This window comes from Cellulomonas taurus, from assembly GCF_012931845.1.
In the GTDB taxonomy this organism is placed as follows: Bacteria; Actinomycetota; Actinomycetes; order Actinomycetales; family Cellulomonadaceae; genus Cellulomonas; species Cellulomonas taurus.
Genome location: NZ_CP051884.1, coordinates 1,667,830 through 1,687,602 on the forward strand (window position 1 = coordinate 1,667,830; position 19,773 = coordinate 1,687,602).

Below are 19,773 nucleotides of genomic sequence, written 5' to 3' on the forward strand. Positions count from 1 at the left end.
GGGTGGGAGTTGTCCTGCGCACCGGCGCGGAGGTGATCCGCGTCTCGTCGATCAGCGCCCGCGGTGCCGGGTGCGGCGGCGGAGGGTGGTGCCGAGGGAGACGAGGCCCATCGCGGTGGCGAGCAGGGCACCGACCGCCGTGCCGGTGACCGCGAGCCGCGTGCCGGATCCGGTAGTGCTCGACCCGGCGGCGCCGTCACCACCCGCCGCGCTCGGTGTCCCGGGCGCACCCGGGCTAACAGGGTCGGTCGGTCCGCCAGGGTCGGTGGGTGCGCCCGGGTCCACGGGTCCACCCGGATCGACCGGAGCGGTGGGATCGACGACGGTCACGGTGACGGTGGCGTCGGCGCAGATCCCGGACCCGTCAGCGGCGCAGATCCGGTAGTCGAAACCGTCGGTGCCGACATAGCCGGCGGCCGGGGTGTAGACGAAGGCGGTGCCGTTCCACACCACAGTGCCGTGCGCCGGGTCGGTGAGGAGACCGGGCGGGTCCACCTCGCCCACGTCATTGGCCAGCGCGTCGATCGTGACCGGGGTGTCGATGTCGGTGCTGGCGCTGTCGTCGGTGGCGATGGGATCGATCAGCACCCGCACCAGGCCGGTGCTGCACAGGCCGGGATAGCCGTCGTCGCACACGGTGTAGGCGTAGAGGTCGACCCCGGCGAAGCCGGCCGGTGGCACGTAGGTGGTGGTCAGCCCCACGGTGGTCTCGTCGCCACGCACCGGGTCGAACACCCGCTGAACCGCCACCTGGTCGCCGTTCGGGTCGCTGACGTTCAGCGCCCCCGACACCGCCTGGCCGACCTGGGTCTCCAGCACGGTGAGCTCGGTGACCGGCGGGTCGTTGTCCGGCACCACGTGCACGGTCACCACCGCCTGAGCGCACACCGACGGGGCCGTGGCGGCGCAGGTCTCGTACGTCAGCTCGACATCGCCGAGGTACCCGCCGGGGTCGTAGGTGAGCGTCCCCGCCTCCGGGTCGATCGCGGCGACCCCGCCGTGCTCCGGCCCGGACACCACGCGGCTGATCCGGGCGTCGTCGGTGTCGTTCGCGGACACCGGGATGACGACCTCGTGGGAGCGGCGCGTGGTGGCCTCGTCGTTCAACGCCTGGGGTGTCACCGTGATCGTGATCGTGGCGGCGGCCGAGCACAGGCCCTGGCTGTCGCACACCCGGTAGTCGAAGGAGTCGATGCCGGTGAAACCGTCGGTCGGGACGTACAGGAAGAGTCCGCCGCCGGTCATCCGCGCGGTGCCGTGGGCGCCGTCCGTCAGTCGTTCGAAGGTCAGCCGCAGGTCGTCCGGGGACGCACCGCTGCCGCGACCGAGCACCGGGACGCCGGCCTCGGTCGTCCGGTCCAGATCCACCGCGCTGGGCGGCCCGGAGGGTGTCACCGGCCCGTCCTGGACCTCGGTCGTGACCGATTGGGCCCAGGTGCTGCCGTCGTTATTCGCCGGTGCCGGGTCCGGAGTGGTGGCCGTCAAGCGGGCGGTGTCGACCAGGATCGCCGGTGCCGGGGGAGCGACGCCGGAGAGCGTCCGGGTGGCGGTGACACCGACCGCCAGATCGCCGATCGTCCAGGTGGCCACACCGTCGGCGACCGTGCCGCCGTCCGAGGGCACCGGGTCGGTCAGCTGCGTGGGCAGGACATCGCTGAGCACGACCCCCGTCGCGGGGTCCGGGCCCTCGTTGTGCACGGTGAGGGTGTAGGTGACCGGCGCACCGCTCTGGGCGACTCCGGGGCCCGCCTTGGTCACGCGGACGTCGGCGCTGTCCCGGTCGACATCCGCCGCGCAGCCCGGTGCCGGGTGGTCGTCGATGCTGCCGGGGGTGACGGTGCCCGCGACCACATTCGCGATCTGCCCGCTCTGCGTGCCGAACGGCGGGTCCTGACCGGTGTCCACCACGATCGGGTCCTGCGCCGAGTCGCCGACGAAGCTGCCCTGCACCGAGGTCGTCCCGGTGAAGCGGTAGCTGCCATAACCGGTCACCTGCTGGTCGTCCACCAGCGCCGCCGCCGACAGCGTGCCGGTCTCGGACTGCGACCAGCCGCCGTTGTTGGTGAAGGTGCCGCCGATCAGCAGCAGTCCGCCGTTGCTCGATCCGCTGGCGGTGTTCATCAGATCACCACCGGCTTGGATCCCGCAGGAGTTGATCAGCGTGCCGGAGCCGTTGATGGTCAGACCCTGGTCGATCCGGACCAGCCCGGAGTTGTCGAGTCGGCCGTCGGCGGTCAGGGCGCCGCGGACGGTGAGCTCACCGCTGTTGCTGAACGCCACCTGACCGTTCAGGTTCGCGGTGCCCTGCACCACCATCGTGCCGTCGTTGGTCAGGTCACCGGTGGCGGGGCTGAATGCGCTCTCGATGGTGAGGGTGGCGCCCGCCCGGTTCCGCACGGTCGCGCTGCCGTTGATCGCGAGACCGGCGAGGGTCGCCGTCCCGGCGTTGTCGAGGGCGAACCCGGCAGCGACGGCGAGGTTCGGGGCAGTGAGCGTGCCGCCGGGCTCGACGACCAGGGCGCCCTGGCCGTTGTTCAGGTAACTCGGCGCCAGCGTGGTCCCGGCGGTCACGCAGAGCGTGCCACCGGCCGGCAGCTGGTCGATGCCGCCCGGGAAGGTGCCTCCGGTCAGGGCGACCACCTCACCGGGGGCGACGCTGATCGGGGAGTTGCCGGTGGCCGCCGCCGTGACGGTCCGATCCGGGGTCGCGCAGTCGTCCACCGGGGCGCCCTGGGCGGTCCCGGCCGCCGGCACGACCAGGGCGGCGCCCAGACCGACCACCGCGGCGGCGGCCCAGGCCCGGTACCGCGGCAGGCTGCCGTGCCGGGCCGCCGATCCCCGGCTCACTGCGTTACCGCGTTCCCTGTGTTCCCTGTGTTCCCTGTGTTCCCTGCGATCCGGCCGAGCAGGTCCGCGACGTCGGCGGGGCGGGACCACATCGGCCAGTGCCCGGTCGGCAGGTCCTCGTACCGGACGTCGTGCAGCTCGGCGAGCCCGCCGATCCAGGCCCAGCCCTCACTGATCGCGGCGCGGATCTGCTCACTGGTCAGCGAGGTGCACAGCACGGTGGTCGGCACGTTCAGGCGGCGGTCGTCGGTCAGCTCCGGCGCCTGCCGCACCGGCCCACCGGGTTCGGGCACCGCCCGGTCACGGAACCTGGCCAAGTGCTCCGGGGTGAGCCCCTCCAGGCTGTTCCCGTCCTCCTCCAGCTCCGCCCAGCTCGGCAGCGGCATCTCGGCGGCGGTGAAGTCCGGGTTCAGTGCCCCGGTCGCCGGGCCGGAGTCGACGTACACCGCATGCGCGACCAGCTCCGGTCGGCGGTCGGTGGCGGCGTAACCGGGCACCCCGGCCCCCGAGTGCACCGCCAGGACCACCGGTTCACCCGCTGCCTCGATCGCGGCGACGACGGCGCGGACGTGCTCGTCCAGGGTGACCGACCCGCGGTCCGGGTGATCCGGCTCCAGGCCGGGCAGCGTGACGGCGGTGACCGCGTGCCCGGCGGTGCGCAGCAGGTCGGCGACCTCGTCCCATGCCCACGCGCCGAGCCAGAAGCCGGGGACCAGGACGATCGGTGCGGGTGTCATGCGCGTCACAGTAGGCCTACGGTCGGACATCTGCCGCCGTACGTCGGGTGCGGCGCCTTCCGGGAATCGGCGTGCCCGCCTGATCGACACCTGCAGGAGGCGCTGAGTCGACTTCCTCGTCACACGTCAGTGGTGGCACACAGGTTGCGTCCGGGTTCGCGGTGCCCCACCGGCTCGATCTGGAAGGTCGAGTGCGCCACCGACACGTCGAAGTGCTCGGCCACGCACTCCTGCAGTTGGTCGAGGATCTGCGCGGTGTGGCCGTCGGTGAAGCAGGAGTCGTCCACGGTGACGTGGGCGGTGATCACCGGCAGTCCGGTGGCGATCAGCGAGGCGTGCAGGTCGTGCACCCCGCGCACGTGCTCCATCCGCTCCAGGTGACCGCGGACGGCGTCCAGGTCGAGTCCGGGCGGGGTGGACTCCAGCAGCACGGCACCGGTCTCGCCCAGCAGGCGCACCGCCCGGGGCACGATCAGCACCCCGATCAGCAGACCGGCCACGGCGTCGGCCTGCTGCCAGCCGGTGGTCGCGATCACGATCGCCGCGACGATCACGCCAACCGAACCGAGCGCGTCGTTGAGCACCTCCAGGAAGGCGGCCCGCAGGTTGAAGGACGCCGAGCGGCGACCTGCCAGCACCGCGAGGGACGCGAGGTTGGCGACCAGACCGATCACGCCGAAGACCACCAGCTCCGTCGACGGGATCTCCGGCGGATCGGTGAACCGGCGGACCGCCTCGACCAGCACGTAGACCCCGACCGCCAACAGCACGGCCGCCTGGGCCAGTGCCGCCAGCACCTCGGCGCGCCGCAGACCCCAGGTGCGGCGGGTGGTGGCGGGGCGGCGGATCAGGTGTGCGGCGAACAGCGCCATCGCCAGCCCGGCGGTGTCGGTGAGCATGTGCGCGGTGTCGACCAGGAGCGCCAGCGACCCGGTCCACCAGGCGCCGATCGCCTGGGCGAGCAGCACGACGGCGGTCAGGCCGAACGCGATGGCGAGTCGGCGGCGGTCGTCCGGCACGGCGTGGCTGTGGTCGTGGCTCATCGTGCCTCTCCCGGGGTGTCGGTCGCCGGGACCAGTCGGTCGGCGTGGCGGAGCAGGGTGTCGAGGTGGTCCGGGTCGGCGAGCGAGTACCGGGACGACCTGCCGACCGTGCGCAGGGTGATCAGGCCGCAGTCCCGCAGCACCGCCAGGTGCACCGAGACGGTGCTCTGGGCGAGGTGCAGGTGATCGGTCAGCTCGCGGACCGAGTGCTCACCGGTGAACAGGTGGCGCAGGATGCTCAGTCGGGCGGGTTCACCGAGGGCACGGAACACGTCCGTCACGGTCGGAATCATCGTCACTCGACGATGATAGCCACCGCTGCCCGCCGAGCGGAAGCCCTCTACCCTGACCGGCATGGTCACCGTCTCCGTCGCCAGTGGTGCTGCCGACCTGGATGCCGCCGCCGGGCTGCTCGCCGAGGGCTTCGCCCCCGACCCGCTGATCGCCGCGGTGGTGCCGGGCTCCGAGGAGACTCGTCGCGGTCGACTGCGGCGGTACTACCGCGGGGTGGTGCGCGGGTCGGACCCGGGTCGGGTGGTCGACCTGGCGCGTCGGGGGAGCGGCGAGGTCGTCGGGGTGGCGATCTGGCACGCACCCGGGGTCGCCGGCCGCGAGGAGTCGATGATCGATCGGGTGCGGATGGTCGTCGCGCTCGGTCGGTCGGGCGCCCGGGGGTGGCAGCGGATGGAGCGGGCGTTCGCCGACGTGCACCCCACCGAGCCGCACTGGTACCTCTCGGACGTCGTGGTCTCCGGCCGGGCGCGCGGCGAGGGGGTGGGCAGCACGCTGCTGGGCCACCGGCTGGCGATCGCCGACGCCGAGCACGCTCCGGCCTACCTGGAGGCGACCACCCCCGGCTCGCGTCGGATGTACGAACGCCTGGGCTTCACCGCCCGCGGCCCGGTGGACGGCCTGCCGGTCGGCGTGCACCCGCCGGAGCGGATGTGGCGGGCCGCTACTCCCCGGTGACGCCGTCCAGCAGTTCGCGCAGCACGTCCAGCTGCCCGGCGTGCCGGGACGTCTCCTCGATCAGGTGCAGCAGCACCCAGCGCAGCTGCGCCGGGGGACCGGCCACACACTGCTCGTCCAGCCCGCGACCGGACAGGATCCGCCGACTCTCCGCGCAGGCGGCCTGGTAGTCGGCGATCGCCTCGGCCAGGGAGTCGGCCTCGGTGACCCGCCACTCGCCGTCCGGGTCGTCGTCGCTGCCGAACCTGCGGTCGTAGGGCAGCCCGGCGAACGTCTCGGCGACCCAGCTGCGCTCGACGTCGGCCAGGTGCCGCAGCATCCCGGTCACCGTGGTGGCCGAGGGCAGCAGCCGCCGGGCGCCGTCCTGGTCGCCCAGCCCCTCCGCCTTCAGCACCACCGTCGCGCGCTGGTAGTCGAGGAACAAGTCCAGGAGCGTGCGCTCGTCGCCGTGGATCCGGGTGTCAGGTCGTTCCATCGTCCGAGTGTGACACCCTGGCCCGCGATGAACGGGTTCATGGACGGAGTCCGGCTGGCGGGCCGCGGCTGGGGCTGGTGGCGGCGCCGCACCGGGCTGATGCTGCTCGGTCTGCTCCCGGCGGTGGTGGTCGCCGTCGTGCTGCTGGTCGCGGTTATCCTGCTGATCTGGCAGCTGGGCAGCATCGGTGACTGGCTGACCCCGTTCGCCGACGACTGGAGTCCGGGCTGGGAACGCGCTGCCGAGCTGACCGCGCAGGCGGTGGTGCTGGCCGGTGTGCTGGTGCTGATCGTCGTCACCTTCACCGGTCTGACCCTGGCGGTGGGCGAGCCGGTCTACGACCGGATCTGGCAGGCGGTGGAGCGGGACACCACGGGTCAGGTGCCCTCCGGGTCGGTCGGGTTCTGGCGCGGTGCTGTCGACGGCCTGGGCCTGATCCTGCGCGGGATCGTGGTCGGCGCGCTGACGGCGCTGCTCGGCGTGATCCCGGTGGTGGGCACCGTGCTCGGCTGGGTGGCCGGTCTGGTCTGCACCGGCTGGTTGCTGGCGGCCGAGCTCACCTCCCGGGCACTGCTGGCTCGCGGGATCGACCGTCGGGAGCGGGCACGGCTGATCCGGGCGCACCGGGGGCAGGCCCTGGGCTTCGGGGTCGCCACCCAGCTGTGCTTCCTGGTGCCGGGCGGGGCGGTGGCGACGATGCCGGCCGCGGTGGTCGGGTCGACGCTGTTGGCGCAGTCGATGGTCGCCGGGCGACCTTTACCTACCAACTAGTAGGTAGACTCGCGGCGACCGCCCGGCATCGTGGCCGGGACGCGCGCGAGGAAGGCTGAACGATGGACCGGCTGCTGTTCGGGGCTGCGTACTACGACGAGTACCTGCCCACCGACCGGATCGACACCGACGTCCGGATGATGCTGGACGCCGGGATCAACGTGGTGCGGATCGCCGAGTCGACCTGGAGCACGCTGGAACCCCAGCCAGGCGTCTTCGACTTCCACCACATCGACCGGGCGCTGGACGCGTTCGAGGCCGCCGGGATCCACGTGATCGTCGGGACCCCCACCTATGCGGTGCCGTCCTGGCTGACCGCCTCGCACCCAGACGTGCTGGCCACCACCCGCGCCGGCGAGGGCCGGTACGGCGCGCGGCAGATCATGGACATCACCCACCCGACCTACCTGTTCCACGCCGAGCGGGTGATCCGCGAGCTGATGGCGCACACCGCGCACCGACCGGCCGTGATCGGTTTCCAGCTCGACAACGAGACCAAGTACCACGACACCGCCGGTCGCGGCGTGCAGCGGAGCTTCGTCAAGCACCTGCGGCAGACGTTCGACGGTGACCTCGACGCCCTGAACGCCGCGTACGGCCTGGACTACTGGTCCAACCGGATCGACGCGTGGGAGGACGTGCCCGACGTCCGCGGCACGATCAACGGGTCGCTCGGCGCCGCCTTCGACGAGTTCCGGCGCGGGCTGGTGGTCGACTTCCTGGCCTGGCAGGCCGGGATCGTCCGGGAGTACGCCCGCGAGGACCAGTGGATCACCCAGAACTTCGACTTCGACTGGACGCCGGGCTGGTCCTACGGTCTGCAACCGTCGGTGGACCACTTCAAGGCGGCGCCCACCGTCGACGTCGCCGGGGTGGACATCTACCACCCGACCCAGTCCCGGCTGACCGGCACCGAGATCGCCTTCGGCGGCGACATGACCCGCTCGATCAAGGGCGGCGCCAACTACCTGGTGCTGGAGACGCAGGCGCAGGGCCAGCTCGGCTGGCTGCCGTACCCCGGTCAGCTCCGGCTCCAGGCGTACAGCCATCTGGCCAGCGGCGCCGACGGGGTCATGTACTGGCACTGGCACTCGCTGCACCACTCCTTCGAGACCTACTGGAAGGGGTTGCTGTCGCACGACCTGGCGTCGAACCCGACCTACGAGGAGGCCGGGGTGTTCGGCCGGGAGCTGGCGGCGCTCGGCGAGCGGTTCGGTCACCTGCGCAAGCAGAACCGGGTCGCGATCATGGTCAGCAACGAGGCGCTGACCGCGTTGCAGTGGTTCACCATCGAGACCGGCTTCATCGACGGGGTGTTCGGCAGCTCGATCGGCTACAACGACGTGCTGCGCTGGGTGTACGACGCGCTGTTCGCGCTGAACGTCGAGGTGGACTTCGTGCCCGCCGACGCCGACGACCTGTCGCGGTACGCCCTGGTGATCGCTCCGGTGCTGTACACCGCTCCGCAGTCGACGGTTGACGCGCTGCGGGCCTACGTCCAGCAGGGCGGGCACCTGGTCACCACCTTCCGCAGCCTGGTCGCCGACCAGCACGTCAAGGTCTGGCACGACACGGCACCGCACGACCTGGTCGACACCCTTGGCTTCCGCTACAACCAGTTCACCCGGCCGGAAGGGGTCGCGCTGGAGTTGCACGGGCAGCTCGCGGGCGTGGCGGCACCGCTGGCGGCCGAGCACTTCATGGAGCTGCTGGTGCCGGAGGGTGCCGAGGTGCTGGCCTCCTACGCGCACGACGCCTACCGGGACTACGCGGCGATCACCCGGCACCGGGCGGGCGAGGGGTCGGCGCTGCACCTGGGCACCATGACCTCACCGGAATTGCTCCGGGCGGCGCTGACGCTCGCTGTCCGGGACGCCGGGGTCGGCGACTGGGCGCAGGATCTGGCCGGGACGGTCACCGTGCGCCGCGGTCACAACGCGGCCGGGCGGGCGATCACCTACCTGCTGAACTACTCCGCCGAGCCGGTGCGGCTGGCCAGCCCGGTCGCCGGGCGGTCGGTGCTGGCGGGCGATGTGCCGGTCGAGGCCGGTGACCCGCTCGACATCGCCCCGTGGGACCTCGTGATCCTGGAGAGCTGACCGCGAGCAGCAAAGGCCGCCCCTCTCATCGGGAGGGGCGGCCTTTCTGTGCACGGCGCGGGCCCGGGGACCGGGCCGACCGGCGGACGGGCTCAGTGGGGGTGCGCGAACGCACGAGGGTCAGTGCACGGACTTGATCCGGGTGATGAAGAAGGCGCCCAGCAGGGCAGCGACGATGGAGACCGGGAACACCAGGCCGTAACCGCCGGTGGCCACCACCAGGGCCGAGGTGATCAGCGGCCCCACGGTCTGACCGGCGGTGGTGGACAGGTTGAGGATGCCGAGGTCCTTGCCGGCCTCCTCCTCGTTCGGCAGCACGTCGACGTTCAGGGCCTGGTCGACCGAGGTGTAGACGCCGTAGCCGAAGCCCGCGATCCCGGCGAACAGGAACATGCCCATCGGCGACGGGTAGATCCACGGCATCGCGATACCGACCGCGAACAGCACCGAGGACACCACCACCGGCAGCTTGCGGCGACCGATCAGGTCGGAGACCGGGCCGGAGACGACCGAGCCGATCAGCGAGACCACCAGCAGGATCACCGACATGGTGGCGATGGTCTTGGCGGACTCGGCGACGGTCTGGCCGATGTGGTCCTGCACGATGTAGAGCTGGTACGCCATGATCATCTGGTAGCTGACCAGCATGAACAGTCGCCCGGCGAAGGCCCAGTAGAAGTCCGGTGCCTTCCGCGGCGGCCGGAAGGACTTCAACAGCTCCATCAGCCCACCGGCGGCCGGCGGCAGGTCGACGGCCGAGCGCTCCCGGGGCCAGACGATCAGCGCGATCACCGCGGAGGCAGCCATCAGCGCGCCACCGAGCACGAAGCCGGGGAAGGAGTTCACCAGGAACGCCGAGCCGATCAGCGAGCCGAGCGGAGCACCGGCGGCCAGCCCGCCGCCGTAGAACGCGGACATCGTGCCGCGCAGCTTCATCGGCACCCGGTCGGCCAGCACCGCGACGGCCGGGGCCAGCATCATGTTCAGCCCGACCATGCACAGGCAGTAGACCAGGGTGATCAGGGTCGCGTTGGTGAGCACCCCGATCGCGAACAGCGTGACACCGCCGAGGATGCCGCCGCACAGGATCCACGGGGCGCGGCGCCCGAACCGGCTGCGGGTGCGGTCGGAGAGGTTGCCGAACACCAGGTTCGACACCAGGGAGACCACGGCGGTCACGGCGCTGATCGTGCCGAGCAGGGCGACCGGGTCGGCCACGCCGATGTCCCGCAGACGCTGGGGGAGCAGCACCGCCGCGACGATCTGCAGGCCGATGATCCAGGCGAGTCCGTAGACGAAGAACCCGGCGCCGAACCGCAGGGTGCGGGCGCGGGTGAAGGGCTGTCGGGTGTCGGGTGCGAGCAGATCGGCCGGGGCGGTCGAGTCCGTCGTCGGTGCGGCTTGCGTGTCCATGGCAACCTTCATTGGTCGTGGGAGACGGACGCTCCACGGTGAGCTGTCAGCGGGATGCGCCCCCTCGCACACCCACCGCTACCTACCGACTGGTTGGTAGATAAGGGGAAGGTAGAACGGGACGGGTCCGGTGTCAACGCGCGGTAGGTTGCCCCGGTGACCGACACCTCGCAGAAGCCGCGCCGGGTACGCCTGACCCGGGACGAGCGGATCCGGCAGATCCTCGACGTCAGCACCCGCCTGGTTAGCCGGCACGGGTTCTACGGGCTGTCGCTGCCCGAGGTCGCCAAGCAGGTCGGGATCACCCAGGCAGGGTTGCTGCACTACGTGCACACCAAGGAGGGTCTACTCCAGCTCATCATCGAGCAGGGCTACGACCAGCGCTTCGACCCGGAGGACTTCGCCGCCACCGGGGACCCGGCCGCCACCCACCCGGACGGGATGTCCTTCCCCGCGTACTGCCGCTACCTGGTCGCGCACAATGCCCAGGACCCGCAGCTGATCCGGCTCTACATGGTGCTCAGCGCCGAGTCGGTCAGCCCCGAGCATCCGGCCCACACCTACTTCCACGACCGACCGGACCGGGTGTGGGAGCTGTACTCCCGCACCCGGTGGCGGATTCCGCCGCAGGTCGGTGACTGGTCGAACATGCGGCCGTTGGTCGAGCAGACGATCGCGGCGATGGACGGGCTGCAGCTGAGGATGTTCCGCAGCCCGGCCATCGACCTCCCCACCGCGTGGCGGGACTTCGAGCAGGTGCTCTTCCCGGCACCGATCTGGGACGACTACCGCTGATCGACGGCTCAGCGTTGGGCGGGGAAGGTCGCCCAGACGTGTTTGGTCGACTCGTCGGCGTACCAACCCACCGCCTGGGACAGTCGCCGCGCGATCTGCAGTCCGAAGCCCCCGGCGCCCGGAGCTCGCTCGCCCGCCAGCGCCGGAGTGCTGCCGGTGTCGTGGTCGGCCACGTCCAGCAGGTACTCCCGGCCGTCGGAGAGCAGCCGGACCTCGGTGGGCGGCAGGCCGTGGGTGAGGGCATTGGTGGCCAGTTCCGAGGCGACCAGGATCATCCGGTCCGGGATGTCGTCCAGGCCGTCCTGCGGTCCGGCGTCCGAGGCGGTCACGGTCTCCAGCAGTTCACGCCGGACGCCGCTCAGATGATCCACGTCGTGCAGGGTCCAGGATCGCACCAGGGTGAACCGCTCCGGCGGCCGGGCCGAGACCAGTCCGTCGTCGATCCGGTCGGTCACGGGGCCACCGTCCCGATCCGCTCGGCGCAGCCGCCGTGCAGGTCGACGTGACGTCCGTCCCGGTGCGGCCAGCTGGTTCTGAACTGGCCGTGATGTGCGGTGATGTCCCTCATGCGGCCCCAGTCTTGGCTCCCGGGGCCGCCTCCGCATCCTCAGTAGCGGAATCGGCTCACCCGGGATTCCAGGTCCGCCGACAGTTGGGCCAGTTCCACCACCGACTGGCCCACCTGACCCAGCACATCGGACTGCGAAGCGGCGGCGGAGGCCACCCCGGTGATGTTCGTGGCGATCTCCCCGGAGCCGGTCGCGGCCTCGGCGACGGAGCGGGACATCTCGTTGGTGGTGGCGGTCTGCTCCTCGACGGCCGAGGCGATGGTCAGCTGGTAGTCGTTGATGCTGGCGATGATCGTGGAGATCTGCTCGATCGCGGTCACCGCGCCGGAGGTGTCGCCCTGGATGGTCTCCACCCGGCGGGCGATGTCCTCGGTCGCCTTGGCGGTCTCCTGCGCCAGCTCCTTGACCTCACCGGCGACGACCGCGAAGCCCTTGCCGGCCTCCCCGGCCCGCGCTGCCTCGATGGTCGCGTTCAATGCCAGCAGATTCGTCTGCTCCGCGATGCTGGTGATCACCTTGACCACGTTCCCGATCTCCTGGCTGGACACCCCGAGCCGCGCGACCTGGTCGTTGGTCACCGCCGCCGCCTCGGTCGCCTGACCCGCGATCTTGGCGGCCTGCGAGGAGTTCTGCGCGATCTCCCGGATGCTGGCACCCATCTGCTCGGCACCGGCGGCGACCGTCTGGACGTTCCGCGACACCTGCTCGGCGGCGGCCGCGACCACCCCGGCCTGGGTGGAGGTCTCGTCTGCACCCGCCGACACCTGCGAGGACGCCGCGGACAGTTGCTCAGCCGCCGCTGCCACCGCCTGCGCCGAGTCCCGCACGCCGCCGACCGTGGCACGCAGCGACTGCTGGGCGATCCCCAGGGAGGTCGCCATGTCGCCGATCTCGTCCAGCGACCCGGCGCGGGCCGCCACGGTCAGGTCGCCCTCGGCCATCGCCACCAGCGACTCGCGCACCCCGGCCGCCGCACGGCGGATCCGGCGGGCGACCACGACGGCGACCACGATCGCCAGCACCGCGCCGATCGACAGCCCGATCCAGGTGACCAAGATCGACCGCTGCGCCCGGGCGGCGACCTGGTCGGCCTCGGTGGCGATGGTGTCGGCGATCTCCTCCTGCACGGTGCTGACGCTGGCGACCAGGGCCCGGCCCTTCTCCCCGGCTCCGCCCTCGTCCCGGATCTGGGCGTAGGCGACCTGGTCGTCCGCGAGCGCCGCGGGGATCAGCTCGTCGTCGAGCACCTGGCGGTACTCGTCCCAGGCGGTGCCGAAGGCGTCCCAGCCGGTCGGGCTGCCGCCGAAGGCGTCCTGGTAGGCGGCTTCCAGACCCGCGGCCGCGTCGTCCACGGCGGCATAGCCGGTGTTCAGGGCATCGACCTGGGACTGCTTGCCGTCGCCGGCCGGGTAGGCGCCGACCATCCCGGCGCTCATCCGGACCTGCCAGAGCGACGCCTGGAACGTCGACAGCGCGGCGTTCACCTGCGCGTCGGCGGCAGCCATCGCCGAGGTCTCCGAGCGGATCGCCGACAGCTGTCCGGCGGCGAAGGCGCCCACGCCCACCGAGCACACGGTGGCGACGGCGGCGACGCCGATGATCTGGGTGGCGAGGGGCAGCCGCACGGTGCGGCGGGGGTGCTGGTCGGTCACGGCGGTCTCCTGGGGCTGCGTCCTCCCCCCTGCGGTCCACGACGCGGACCATCAGCAGGACGTGCTGCTCCCATCGGGAAGCCGCCACCGCTGCTGAGCAGGATCTGGGTGCCTGCACCCGGGTGAATCGCCGGACGATCAGGGGAGCAGCACGTCCCGCACGGTGTCGGCGGCCCGGGTCAGCTTCAGCAGGCGGTCGCGGAGCTGGTCGCGGTCGCCACCGGGCACCCAGCCCACCGCCTCGCCGAGCTCCAGTCCGTTGGCGGCCAGCAGCACCAGCTGCGCGACGGCCGGGTCGAAGCCGTCGGCGGTCAGCCGACCCTCCCAGAACCGGAAGTCCGCGCGAGCGGCCTCCGCCACCGCCGGCACCACGGCGAGGTGGGCCATCACCGCCCAGTAGTCGGCGGCGTCCGGGTCGGCGGCCTGGGCGAAGGTGGCGCGCAGATAGCCCCGCAGCAGGCGTCCCGGTGCGAGGTCGTCGGCTTCGACTGCCGCCTCCGCCTCGGCGGCGAACCGGTCGAAGGCATCCTGGGCCAGCGCGGCGAACAGCTGTTCCTTGGACCCGAAGTGGTGCAACAGCCCACTCTTGGACACCCCGGCGGTGCGGGCGATCACGTCGACGCTGACCCCGGCCCCGTGGGTCACGACGCTGGACGCCGCCGCGTCGAGCAGCGCGCGCTTGGTGCGCATCGGGTCGCGGCGGCGGGCTGGTGGTGCGGCATCGGCCATGGCCCCAGCGTACCGACCGATTGGTCCGTCCAGCCGACCTGACCTAGGCTACGGACCATCTGGTCGGTTCGACGGTGCGGGAGGACATCATGGGCGAGGTCGGCACGACGGTGGACGCACGCACCCGGATCGCCTGCCTGGCGCTGGACGGCTGCATGCTCGGGTGGTTGGGCGGGGTGTACCCGGACGACGCCGATTGGTGGGAGCGGTCGCTGCGGGCCGTGGCGCACTACGCGGACGTCCCGGTGCCCAGCACCCGGTTGGGCAGCTTCTCCGAGCGCTGGGAGCGGTTCCCGCTACGCGACGAGGAACCGCTGGTCGACGCCCTCCTCACCCTGGCACGGACCGGGGGAGTGGGCAGCATCACCCTGGACCGGGTGGCCCTGATCGCCGACCGGGACCCGGAGTGGCTGGACAGCATGTACGGGTCGGCGCAGGAACTGGTCGAGGACGTCCTGGACCGGGTGATGAGCGACGGCTTCGACGACCTCTCGCCGCTGCACCTGGCGCCCTGTCGGGCCGCAGTGACCTCCCGGCTCGACGTGCTCACCGACGATCGCCGCGCCGCCGCCCTGCTGCGCACCCTGCTGCTGTCGGGCGTCGAGGTGCCCCAGCACGCCGCCCTCGCCGCCCGGCAACTGTCCCCGGCCGCCCTGCCGCAGCACCGGTCGCTGTCCGACGGGCGACGGGTGGCGGCGCTGGCGATGGACGGCTGGGCGCTGAGTGCGCCGCCGGGGGAGCCGGACGAGTCGCTGCTCGCCGAACTGCGCCGCCTCCTGCGCTGAGCGGGGCGCTCAGTGCGCTGTGGTCACCGCCCAGGTGATCAGCGCCGTGGCCGCTGCCACGGTGCCGGTGAGCCAGAGCGACATCCGGGCGCGGCGCCGACGGGGAGCGACCCGTGCGCTGACCTCACGCAGCACGGCGTCCGCACGGCGCCGGGACAGCCGCGTCTCGTGCACCGTCGGGCGATCGACCTCCGGGCTCGGCTCATGGCTGCCGGTCCCGGCGTAGCGGTTCGCCAACCACGGGTCCATCCCTGCCATGACCGGGTGATCGGCCGTGCCGTGGGCCGACTTGAGTCGGCTGAGGCCGACCGGGTGAATCCCGCGCTCGCGCTCCGCGGCGGCACCGAGCACCATGAGGCGCATGGCCAAACCGCTGAGCGTCGGTGATCGGGTGTCCTGGAACACCCCCCAGGGCCGGACCCAGGGAGTGGTGGTCGAGCGCCGGGAGAGCGACGTCGAGCTCGCCGGTCAGCGCTTCACCGCGAGCGCCGAGGAACCGGCGTTCATCGTCGAGTCGGAGAAGACCGGCGCCCGGGCCGCTCATCATCGGTCGGCGCTGCGACGGCTCGGAGGCTGACCGTGGAGGATCCGCTCCGACCCAGCTTCCGCGATCCAGCGCGTCGCGAGCCGCAGTCGTCGCGGGCGCTGTTCTGGACCGTGGCCCCTCTCGTGGTCGTCGCGCTGGTGGTGCTGGGACTCGCCGCGCTGTGAGGTCCGTCCCGGCCGGGCGTCGGGTCCGACCTCACCGGCGGGGCGCGTCGGCCGTTCCGTGCTGCTGGGCACCGTCGGCCTCGGCGATGCCGAAGTGCTCGGTCAGGCCCAGCACCCGCAACACGGTGAGCGCCGATGGGGGCGCGCCCACCAGCGTGCAGGGCAGCTGGACCTCGTCGCACGCCCGGCGGAACTGCACCAGGTAGCCGATTCCGGAGGAATCGATGAACGTCACCCCGGACAGGTCGAGCACCACCGGCCGTCCGGCGGTCAGCGCCGCTCCGAGCGCCCGCCCCGCGTGCTCGCGCAGCAGGACGTCTACGTCGCCCGACAGGGCGATCACCGTCCGGTCGGACCGGTGCCCGACCTCGATCCTCCCGCCCATCTCAGCGCCGATGGGTCGGTGCCGACAGCTCCCGGAGGAACCGGGGGAGTCGACCGGGGTCGGAGTTCAGTGCTGGAAGCTGCTCCACGATGGCTGTCGCCAGGGTGCGCAGCGGGACGTTCGCGTCGTTGGAGACGGTGCGTAACCGACGGAACGCCACCTCCGGCGAGACACCCTCGGCCAGGGCGACCGCGCCCACCGCTTGCTCGATCCCGGCGCGGCTGCGGGCCGATGCCTCGATCGACACCGTGGCGGCGCGTCGAGCCTGGAGATCCACCATCTCGGTGAGGTCCAGGACCCGGCCGTGCACCCGCTGATCGGCCAGCTCGCCGTTGATGCTGAACAGCCGCGCGCGGCCGGTGGCGTCCACCGCGGTGTGCGCCGCGGTGAAGGGTTCGCCGGTGGTGAAGGTCTCGGAGACGCGTGCCACCAACCCCACGGTGTCCTCCGGGTGCTGGTGCGCGAGCACCAGCGCGGTCGACGGCACGACGTCGTGCGGAGCGAAGCCGTACATGCGGAACAGCTCGTCGTCCCACCACCAGGTGTCGGTGCGCAGGTCGACACTGAACCGGCCGACCGCGTGGTCGTCCGTCCTCGTCGATCTGCGTGGTGTGATGCGTGCGGTCAGGTCGGTCATGACCGTGGCCCCCATCGGTCCCGCCACCGGAATGCGGCCGCTGTGCTGGACCGCAGCCGATCAGCCGTGTAGCGCGACCGTACGCCCGATCGGGTGACAACGACACCGGAGTGCGGGCGACCGTCCGCCGGGATAGCGTCCGGGAGTCTCATGCCACGGGGCACACCGCCGTGCACCGGGAGTCACCTTGCGCGCACCAGCCCCCCGCGGGCCGTTCAGTGACCGTCTCCTCACCGCCCTGACCAGCGGCACCGTCGACCCCGCCCTGTCCGACCTCGCCCTCCGTGCGGTGGCAGCGAGCCCCGACCTGGCCACCGACGAGGATGTCCAGGTCGCGCTGACCGCGCTGTACGAGCTGCACTACCAGGGCCTGGAGGGTGTCGACGACGGCCTGGAATGGCACCCCGACCTGCTCCGGGCGCGCGCCGTGATCGAGGCGGAGTTCGAGGCGCAGCTGCGCGCAGCGGTGGCGGTGCCGGACGACCTGCGGCCGGAGCCGGAGCAGCAGTCGGTCGCCGCCGCGCTGTTCGCGCTGACCAGCCGGGACAGCGGTCCGAGCCTGTCCGGATACGTCGCTAAGAAGGCCACCGACGAGCAGCTGCACGAGCTGCTGATCAACCGGTCGATCTACCAGCTGAAGGAGGCCGACCCGCACACCTGGGCGATCCCGCGGTTGCTCGGCGAGCCGAAGGCGGCCCTGGTGGAGATCCAGGCCGACGAGTACGGCGGCGGGCGGCCCGAGCGGATGCACGCGGCCCTGTTCGCCCGGACGATGCGCGGCCTCGGCCTGGACGACAGCTACGGCCACTACATCGACCTGGTGCCCGCGATCACGCTGGCCTCGGTGAACATGATGACGATGTTCGGGCTGCACCGGCGGCTGCGGGGCTGCATCGTCGGGCACCTGGCCGCCTTCGAGATGACGTCCTCCCAACCGAACCGGTTGTACGGGAACGGCTTCCGTCGGCACGGGTACGACGCGGACGTCACGTGGTACTTCGACGAGCACGTCGAAGCCGATGCGGTGCACGAACAGATCGCCGGACGCGACCTGGCAGGCGGGCTGGTGGCACAACAGCCCGCACTGCTGGACGAGGTGATGTTCGGCGCCGCCGCCTGCCTGCACATCGACGGCCGGGTGGGCGCGCATCTGATCGATCGGTGGTCGGCGGGGGAGTCGGCGCTGATCGGCGCCGGGGCCCGGAGCACCGGGGCGGTGTAGTGATCGTCGACGCGGAGTACCTGCTGCCGCTGCGCTGGACCGACGACACCGACCTGGAGGAGCTGGCCGACTACCTGTCCCGCCTGGTGCGGTGGCTGCCGGTGACCGTGGTCGACGGGTCGCCTGCCGCCGGGTTCGCCCGGCACCGGGCTGCCTTCCCGGACGCCGTGCGCCACCTGCGACCCGACCCGTCGACGGCGCTGAACGGGAAGGTCGCCGGCGTGCTGACCGGGCTGCGGCACCGCCGCGCGGAGCAGATCGTGATCGCCGACGACGATGTGCGCTACGACCGTGCAGGGCTGCTGGCGGCCGTCGACCGGCTCCGGGACGCCGATCTGGTGCGGCCGCGGAACGTGTTCCACCCCCAGCCCTGGCACGCCCGGTGGGACACCGCGCGCAGCCTGGTCAATCGCAGCCTGGGTGGTGACTATCCCGGCACCCTGGTGCTGCGGGCCGACGCGCTCGGCACTGCGGGGTACGACGGGGGCGTGCTGTTCGAGAACCTGGAGCTGATCCGCACGGTGCTGGCCCGGGGTGGCCGGGTGTGCCGTGCTGACGACCTGTACGTCCTGCGCCGACCGCCCAGCACCGGACACTTCTGGCGCCAGCGGGTCCGGCAGGCCTACGACAGCCTGGCCCAGCCGCCCCGGTTCCTCGCCGAGCTGGCGCTGCTGCCGATCGCGGTGGCAACGCGCCGCCACGGCGGCCCTGCGCTGATCGCCCTGGCCGCGATCGCGGTGGCCGAAACCGGGCGGCGTCGCCAGGGCGGTCATTCGGTGTACCCGCGCTCCGCCGCGCTGTGGGCACCGGTCTGGCTCGCCGAACGTGCGCTGCTCGCCTGGCTGGTGCTGCCGCTGCGCGCGGGTGGGGGCGTGCGCTACGCCGGACACCGCGTGGCGCACGCCGCCACCCCACTCCGCGCTCTCCGCCACGACCACGACCAGGAGTCACGATGACCACCGCGCACCACGGTGCCGAGGTCGGCGAACCGACCGACGCACCCCAGGTCACGCCTCACGATGCGGGCCCCGCGCCCGTGATCCTCACGGCGTGCACCGATGGCCCGATCCTGGTGCGGGGCGAGGTCGAGATCCGGGACAGCTCCGGTCGGCCGGTCCCGCGTCGCCGGGCCACGGTCGCGCTGTGCCGGTGTGGTGCGTCGGCGATCAAGCCCTTCTGCGACGGGTCGCACAAGGCGATCGGATTCCGCACCGACGACGAGGTGCCCCGGCCGCCGGAGCCGACCTCCGCCGAGGAGCACACGCCGTGACGGTCGTCGTCCGGTGCCTCCGGGTGGCGGACCGGAGCGGCTCTCGGTCGAGCTGCTGATCACGCGCCCCCTCAGCCCGCCGCAGAACAGCTCACGGGACGATCGGCACCGGGTCCCAGTCGTCCTCCTGTCGGAGGAGGTGGCGCCGCTGCTCGGGCCCGGCGAGGTCCAGGTGGTCGATCTCAGTGACCCGTACCCGCAACCAGCCGAAGCGCTCGACGGGTTCGGCGTCGTCGCGCCCCGGCGCCGCTGACAGCGGCGTGCCGGCGGGTGCCGGCGCGGTGAACAGGGCGCGGGTGCCCGGCCCGAAAGACGCCCACGCCTGGGCCAGGGTCGTCGGGTCCTCCACCAGCTCCGCCGTGCCCCGCAGCCGCAGTTGCACCTGCTGGTCCGGATCCCACCCGGTGATCGCGATCCGGGGGTCCGCGAGCAGAGCCGCCACCTTGGGGGTGCGCCGGTCGGTGGCCAGGAACAGGTGCGGGGCCGTGACCGCGCGCAGGATCATCGCCCGCACCTGTGGTCCGTCGGGTCCGGCGGTGCCGACCTGGACCAGGGTGAAGGCGGTGCGCGTCTGGGTGGCCGCGGCCAGCTGCGACCAGATCGACTCTCCGAGGGCACTCGTCATCGGGTCACGGTAGCCCGCACGCCGGGTTGTGACGGGGGG

General features: G+C 72.2%; 23 protein-coding genes. 10 read left to right on the forward strand and 13 right to left on the reverse strand.

Translation table 11 applies throughout. The annotated features are described in order from the left end of the window. Positions 1 to 51 precede the first annotated feature (51 nt). The 4 genes from HGK68_RS07740 to HGK68_RS07755 all read right to left on the reverse strand — a co-directional run bounded on the left by HGK68_RS07740 (position 52) and on the right by HGK68_RS07755 (position 4,920). On the reverse strand, positions 52 to 2,847 hold the full coding sequence (locus HGK68_RS07740; protein ID WP_169165441.1) for an Ig-like domain-containing protein: 2,796 nt from the start codon (positions 2,845 to 2,847) through the stop codon (positions 52 to 54). After that, positions 2,844 to 3,584, reverse strand: a complete 741-nt coding sequence (locus HGK68_RS07745; protein ID WP_169165442.1) for an alpha/beta fold hydrolase — start codon at positions 3,582 to 3,584, stop codon at positions 2,844 to 2,846. The genes HGK68_RS07740 and HGK68_RS07745 overlap by 4 nt, the downstream gene beginning before the upstream one ends. 119 nt (positions 3,585 to 3,703) lie before the next feature. Beyond that, positions 3,704 to 4,627, reverse strand: coding sequence for a cation diffusion facilitator family transporter (locus HGK68_RS07750; RefSeq protein WP_169165443.1), 924 nt, complete (start codon positions 4,625 to 4,627; stop codon positions 3,704 to 3,706). After that, positions 4,624 to 4,920 carry an ArsR/SmtB family transcription factor gene (locus tag HGK68_RS07755; protein WP_169167009.1) on the reverse strand — a complete coding sequence of 99 codons (297 nt, stop codon included), beginning with the start codon at positions 4,918 to 4,920 and terminating at the stop codon, positions 4,624 to 4,626. The genes HGK68_RS07750 and HGK68_RS07755 overlap by 4 nt, the downstream gene beginning before the upstream one ends. A gap of 61 nt (positions 4,921 to 4,981) precedes the next feature. Here HGK68_RS07755 and HGK68_RS07760 point away from each other — a divergent pair, with 61 nt between their 5' ends. After that, positions 4,982 to 5,596, forward strand: coding sequence for a GNAT family N-acetyltransferase (locus HGK68_RS07760; protein ID WP_169165444.1), 615 nt, complete (start codon positions 4,982 to 4,984; stop codon positions 5,594 to 5,596). Here the strand turns inward: HGK68_RS07760 and HGK68_RS07765 are convergent. Continuing rightward, positions 5,583 to 6,071 carry a DinB family protein gene (locus HGK68_RS07765; protein ID WP_169165445.1) on the reverse strand — a complete coding sequence of 163 codons (489 nt, stop codon included), beginning with the start codon at positions 6,069 to 6,071 and terminating at the stop codon, positions 5,583 to 5,585. The two genes, HGK68_RS07760 and HGK68_RS07765, sit on opposite strands and share 14 nt — an antisense overlap. Before the next feature lie 27 nt (positions 6,072 to 6,098). On the opposite strand from HGK68_RS07765, the gene HGK68_RS07770 reads away from it, so the two are divergent. Further along, complete coding sequence (locus HGK68_RS07770) at positions 6,099 to 6,842, forward strand: EI24 domain-containing protein (protein ID WP_169165446.1); 744 nt, start codon at positions 6,099 to 6,101, stop codon at positions 6,840 to 6,842. A 62-nt stretch (positions 6,843 to 6,904) separates the two neighbouring features. Then, complete coding sequence (locus HGK68_RS07775) at positions 6,905 to 8,941, forward strand: beta-galactosidase (protein ID WP_169165447.1); 2,037 nt, start codon at positions 6,905 to 6,907, stop codon at positions 8,939 to 8,941. Positions 8,942 to 9,061: 120 nt separating this feature from the next. On the opposite strand, the gene HGK68_RS07780 is transcribed toward HGK68_RS07775, so the two are convergent. Continuing rightward, a complete protein-coding gene (locus tag HGK68_RS07780) occupies positions 9,062 to 10,354 on the reverse strand; it encodes an MFS transporter (protein WP_206155828.1) in 1,293 nt (430 codons plus the stop codon). A 156-nt stretch (positions 10,355 to 10,510) separates the two neighbouring features. Here HGK68_RS07780 and HGK68_RS07785 point away from each other — a divergent pair, with 156 nt between their 5' ends. Continuing rightward, positions 10,511 to 11,149 carry a TetR/AcrR family transcriptional regulator gene (locus HGK68_RS07785; protein ID WP_169165449.1) on the forward strand — a complete coding sequence of 213 codons (639 nt, stop codon included), beginning with the start codon at positions 10,511 to 10,513 and terminating at the stop codon, positions 11,147 to 11,149. Between the two features lie 8 nt (positions 11,150 to 11,157). On the opposite strand, the gene HGK68_RS07790 is transcribed toward HGK68_RS07785, so the two are convergent. The 3 genes from HGK68_RS07790 to HGK68_RS07800 all read right to left on the reverse strand — a co-directional run bounded on the left by HGK68_RS07790 (position 11,158) and on the right by HGK68_RS07800 (position 14,099). Beyond that, positions 11,158 to 11,604 (reverse strand): ATP-binding protein, encoded by a 447-nt coding sequence (locus HGK68_RS07790; protein WP_169165450.1) that lies wholly within the window; start codon positions 11,602 to 11,604, stop codon positions 11,158 to 11,160. 152 nt (positions 11,605 to 11,756) lie between these two features. After that, positions 11,757 to 13,370: a methyl-accepting chemotaxis protein gene (locus HGK68_RS07795; RefSeq protein WP_246260671.1), complete on the reverse strand. Its 1,614-nt coding sequence runs from the start codon at positions 13,368 to 13,370 to the stop codon at positions 11,757 to 11,759. A gap of 138 nt (positions 13,371 to 13,508) precedes the next feature. After that, positions 13,509 to 14,099 (reverse strand): TetR/AcrR family transcriptional regulator, encoded by a 591-nt coding sequence (locus HGK68_RS07800; protein ID WP_169165451.1) that lies wholly within the window; start codon positions 14,097 to 14,099, stop codon positions 13,509 to 13,511. Between the two features lie 74 nt (positions 14,100 to 14,173). On the opposite strand from HGK68_RS07800, the gene HGK68_RS07805 reads away from it, so the two are divergent. Beyond that, positions 14,174 to 14,884, forward strand: coding sequence for a hypothetical protein (locus tag HGK68_RS07805; protein ID WP_169165452.1), 711 nt, complete (start codon positions 14,174 to 14,176; stop codon positions 14,882 to 14,884). A 9-nt stretch (positions 14,885 to 14,893) separates the two neighbouring features. On the opposite strand, the gene HGK68_RS07810 is transcribed toward HGK68_RS07805, so the two are convergent. Beyond that, positions 14,894 to 15,247: a hypothetical protein gene (locus tag HGK68_RS07810; RefSeq protein ID WP_169165453.1), complete on the reverse strand. Its 354-nt coding sequence runs from the start codon at positions 15,245 to 15,247 to the stop codon at positions 14,894 to 14,896. Here HGK68_RS07810 and HGK68_RS07815 point away from each other — a divergent pair. Further along, a complete protein-coding gene (locus tag HGK68_RS07815) occupies positions 15,246 to 15,461 on the forward strand; it encodes a hypervirulence associated TUDOR domain-containing protein (protein ID WP_169165454.1) in 216 nt (71 codons plus the stop codon). The genes HGK68_RS07810 and HGK68_RS07815 overlap by 2 nt on opposite strands. A gap of 2 nt (positions 15,462 to 15,463) precedes the next feature. Continuing rightward, a complete protein-coding gene (locus HGK68_RS16255; RefSeq protein ID WP_281358440.1) occupies positions 15,464 to 15,595 on the forward strand; it encodes a hypothetical protein in 132 nt (43 codons plus the stop codon). A 31-nt stretch (positions 15,596 to 15,626) separates the two neighbouring features. Here the strand turns inward: HGK68_RS16255 and HGK68_RS07820 are convergent, their stop codons facing one another. Both HGK68_RS07820 and HGK68_RS07825 read right to left on the reverse strand, forming a co-directional pair. Next, on the reverse strand, positions 15,627 to 15,980 hold the full coding sequence (locus HGK68_RS07820; protein ID WP_169165455.1) for an STAS domain-containing protein: 354 nt from the start codon (positions 15,978 to 15,980) through the stop codon (positions 15,627 to 15,629). A 1-nt stretch (position 15,981) separates the two neighbouring features. Then, positions 15,982 to 16,617, reverse strand: coding sequence for an ANTAR domain-containing protein (locus HGK68_RS07825; protein WP_169165456.1), 636 nt, complete (start codon positions 16,615 to 16,617; stop codon positions 15,982 to 15,984). 187 nt (positions 16,618 to 16,804) lie between these two features. Between HGK68_RS07825 and HGK68_RS07830 the strand changes: the two genes are divergently transcribed. The 3 genes from HGK68_RS07830 to HGK68_RS07840 are packed head-to-tail and all read left to right on the forward strand — an operon-like array spanning position 16,805 to position 19,109. Next, positions 16,805 to 17,839, forward strand: coding sequence for an iron-containing redox enzyme family protein (locus HGK68_RS07830; protein WP_169165457.1), 1,035 nt, complete (start codon positions 16,805 to 16,807; stop codon positions 17,837 to 17,839). Then, complete coding sequence (locus HGK68_RS07835; RefSeq protein WP_169165458.1) at positions 17,839 to 18,795, forward strand: glycosyltransferase family 2 protein; 957 nt, start codon at positions 17,839 to 17,841, stop codon at positions 18,793 to 18,795. The genes HGK68_RS07830 and HGK68_RS07835 overlap by 1 nt, the downstream gene beginning before the upstream one ends. Beyond that, positions 18,792 to 19,109: a CDGSH iron-sulfur domain-containing protein gene (locus HGK68_RS07840; protein ID WP_169165459.1), complete on the forward strand. Its 318-nt coding sequence runs from the start codon at positions 18,792 to 18,794 to the stop codon at positions 19,107 to 19,109. Before HGK68_RS07835 ends, HGK68_RS07840 begins: the two co-directional genes overlap by 4 nt. Before the next feature lie 91 nt (positions 19,110 to 19,200). Here the strand turns inward: HGK68_RS07840 and HGK68_RS07845 are convergent, their stop codons facing one another. Beyond that, positions 19,201 to 19,734, reverse strand: a complete 534-nt coding sequence (locus tag HGK68_RS07845; RefSeq protein WP_169165460.1) for a pyridoxamine 5'-phosphate oxidase family protein — start codon at positions 19,732 to 19,734, stop codon at positions 19,201 to 19,203. Positions 19,735 to 19,773 lie beyond the last annotated feature (39 nt).

Bases quoted from the DNA above. Each gene is read 5' to 3' on its own strand.
- HGK68_RS07760 (WP_169165444.1), top strand. From the start codon at position 4,982: ATGGTCACCGTCTCCGTCGCCAGTGGTGCTGCCGACCTGGATGCCGCC.
- HGK68_RS07815 (WP_169165454.1), top strand. From the start codon at position 15,246: ATGGCCAAACCGCTGAGCGTCGGTGATCGGGTGTCCTGGAACACCCCC.
- HGK68_RS07750 (WP_169165443.1), bottom strand. From the start codon at position 4,627: ATGAGCCACGACCACAGCCACGCCGTGCCGGACGACCGCCGCCGACTC.
- HGK68_RS07825 (WP_169165456.1), bottom strand. From the start codon at position 16,617: ATGACCGACCTGACCGCACGCATCACACCACGCAGATCGACGAGGACG.
- HGK68_RS07820 (WP_169165455.1), bottom strand. From the start codon at position 15,980: ATGGGCGGGAGGATCGAGGTCGGGCACCGGTCCGACCGGACGGTGATC.
- HGK68_RS07755 (WP_169167009.1), bottom strand. From the start codon at position 4,920: ATGATTCCGACCGTGACGGACGTGTTCCGTGCCCTCGGTGAACCCGCC.
- HGK68_RS07810 (WP_169165453.1), bottom strand. From the start codon at position 15,247: ATGCGCCTCATGGTGCTCGGTGCCGCCGCGGAGCGCGAGCGCGGGATT.
- HGK68_RS07770 (WP_169165446.1), top strand. From the start codon at position 6,099: ATGAACGGGTTCATGGACGGAGTCCGGCTGGCGGGCCGCGGCTGGGGC.
- HGK68_RS07800 (WP_169165451.1), bottom strand. From the start codon at position 14,099: ATGGCCGATGCCGCACCACCAGCCCGCCGCCGCGACCCGATGCGCACC.
- HGK68_RS07745 (WP_169165442.1), bottom strand. From the start codon at position 3,584: ATGACACCCGCACCGATCGTCCTGGTCCCCGGCTTCTGGCTCGGCGCG.
- HGK68_RS07845 (WP_169165460.1), bottom strand. From the start codon at position 19,734: ATGACGAGTGCCCTCGGAGAGTCGATCTGGTCGCAGCTGGCCGCGGCC.
- HGK68_RS07780 (WP_206155828.1), bottom strand. From the start codon at position 10,354: ATGGACACGCAAGCCGCACCGACGACGGACTCGACCGCCCCGGCCGAT.
- HGK68_RS07840 (WP_169165459.1), top strand. From the start codon at position 18,792: ATGACCACCGCGCACCACGGTGCCGAGGTCGGCGAACCGACCGACGCA.
- HGK68_RS07775 (WP_169165447.1), top strand. From the start codon at position 6,905: ATGGACCGGCTGCTGTTCGGGGCTGCGTACTACGACGAGTACCTGCCC.
- HGK68_RS07765 (WP_169165445.1), bottom strand. From the start codon at position 6,071: ATGGAACGACCTGACACCCGGATCCACGGCGACGAGCGCACGCTCCTG.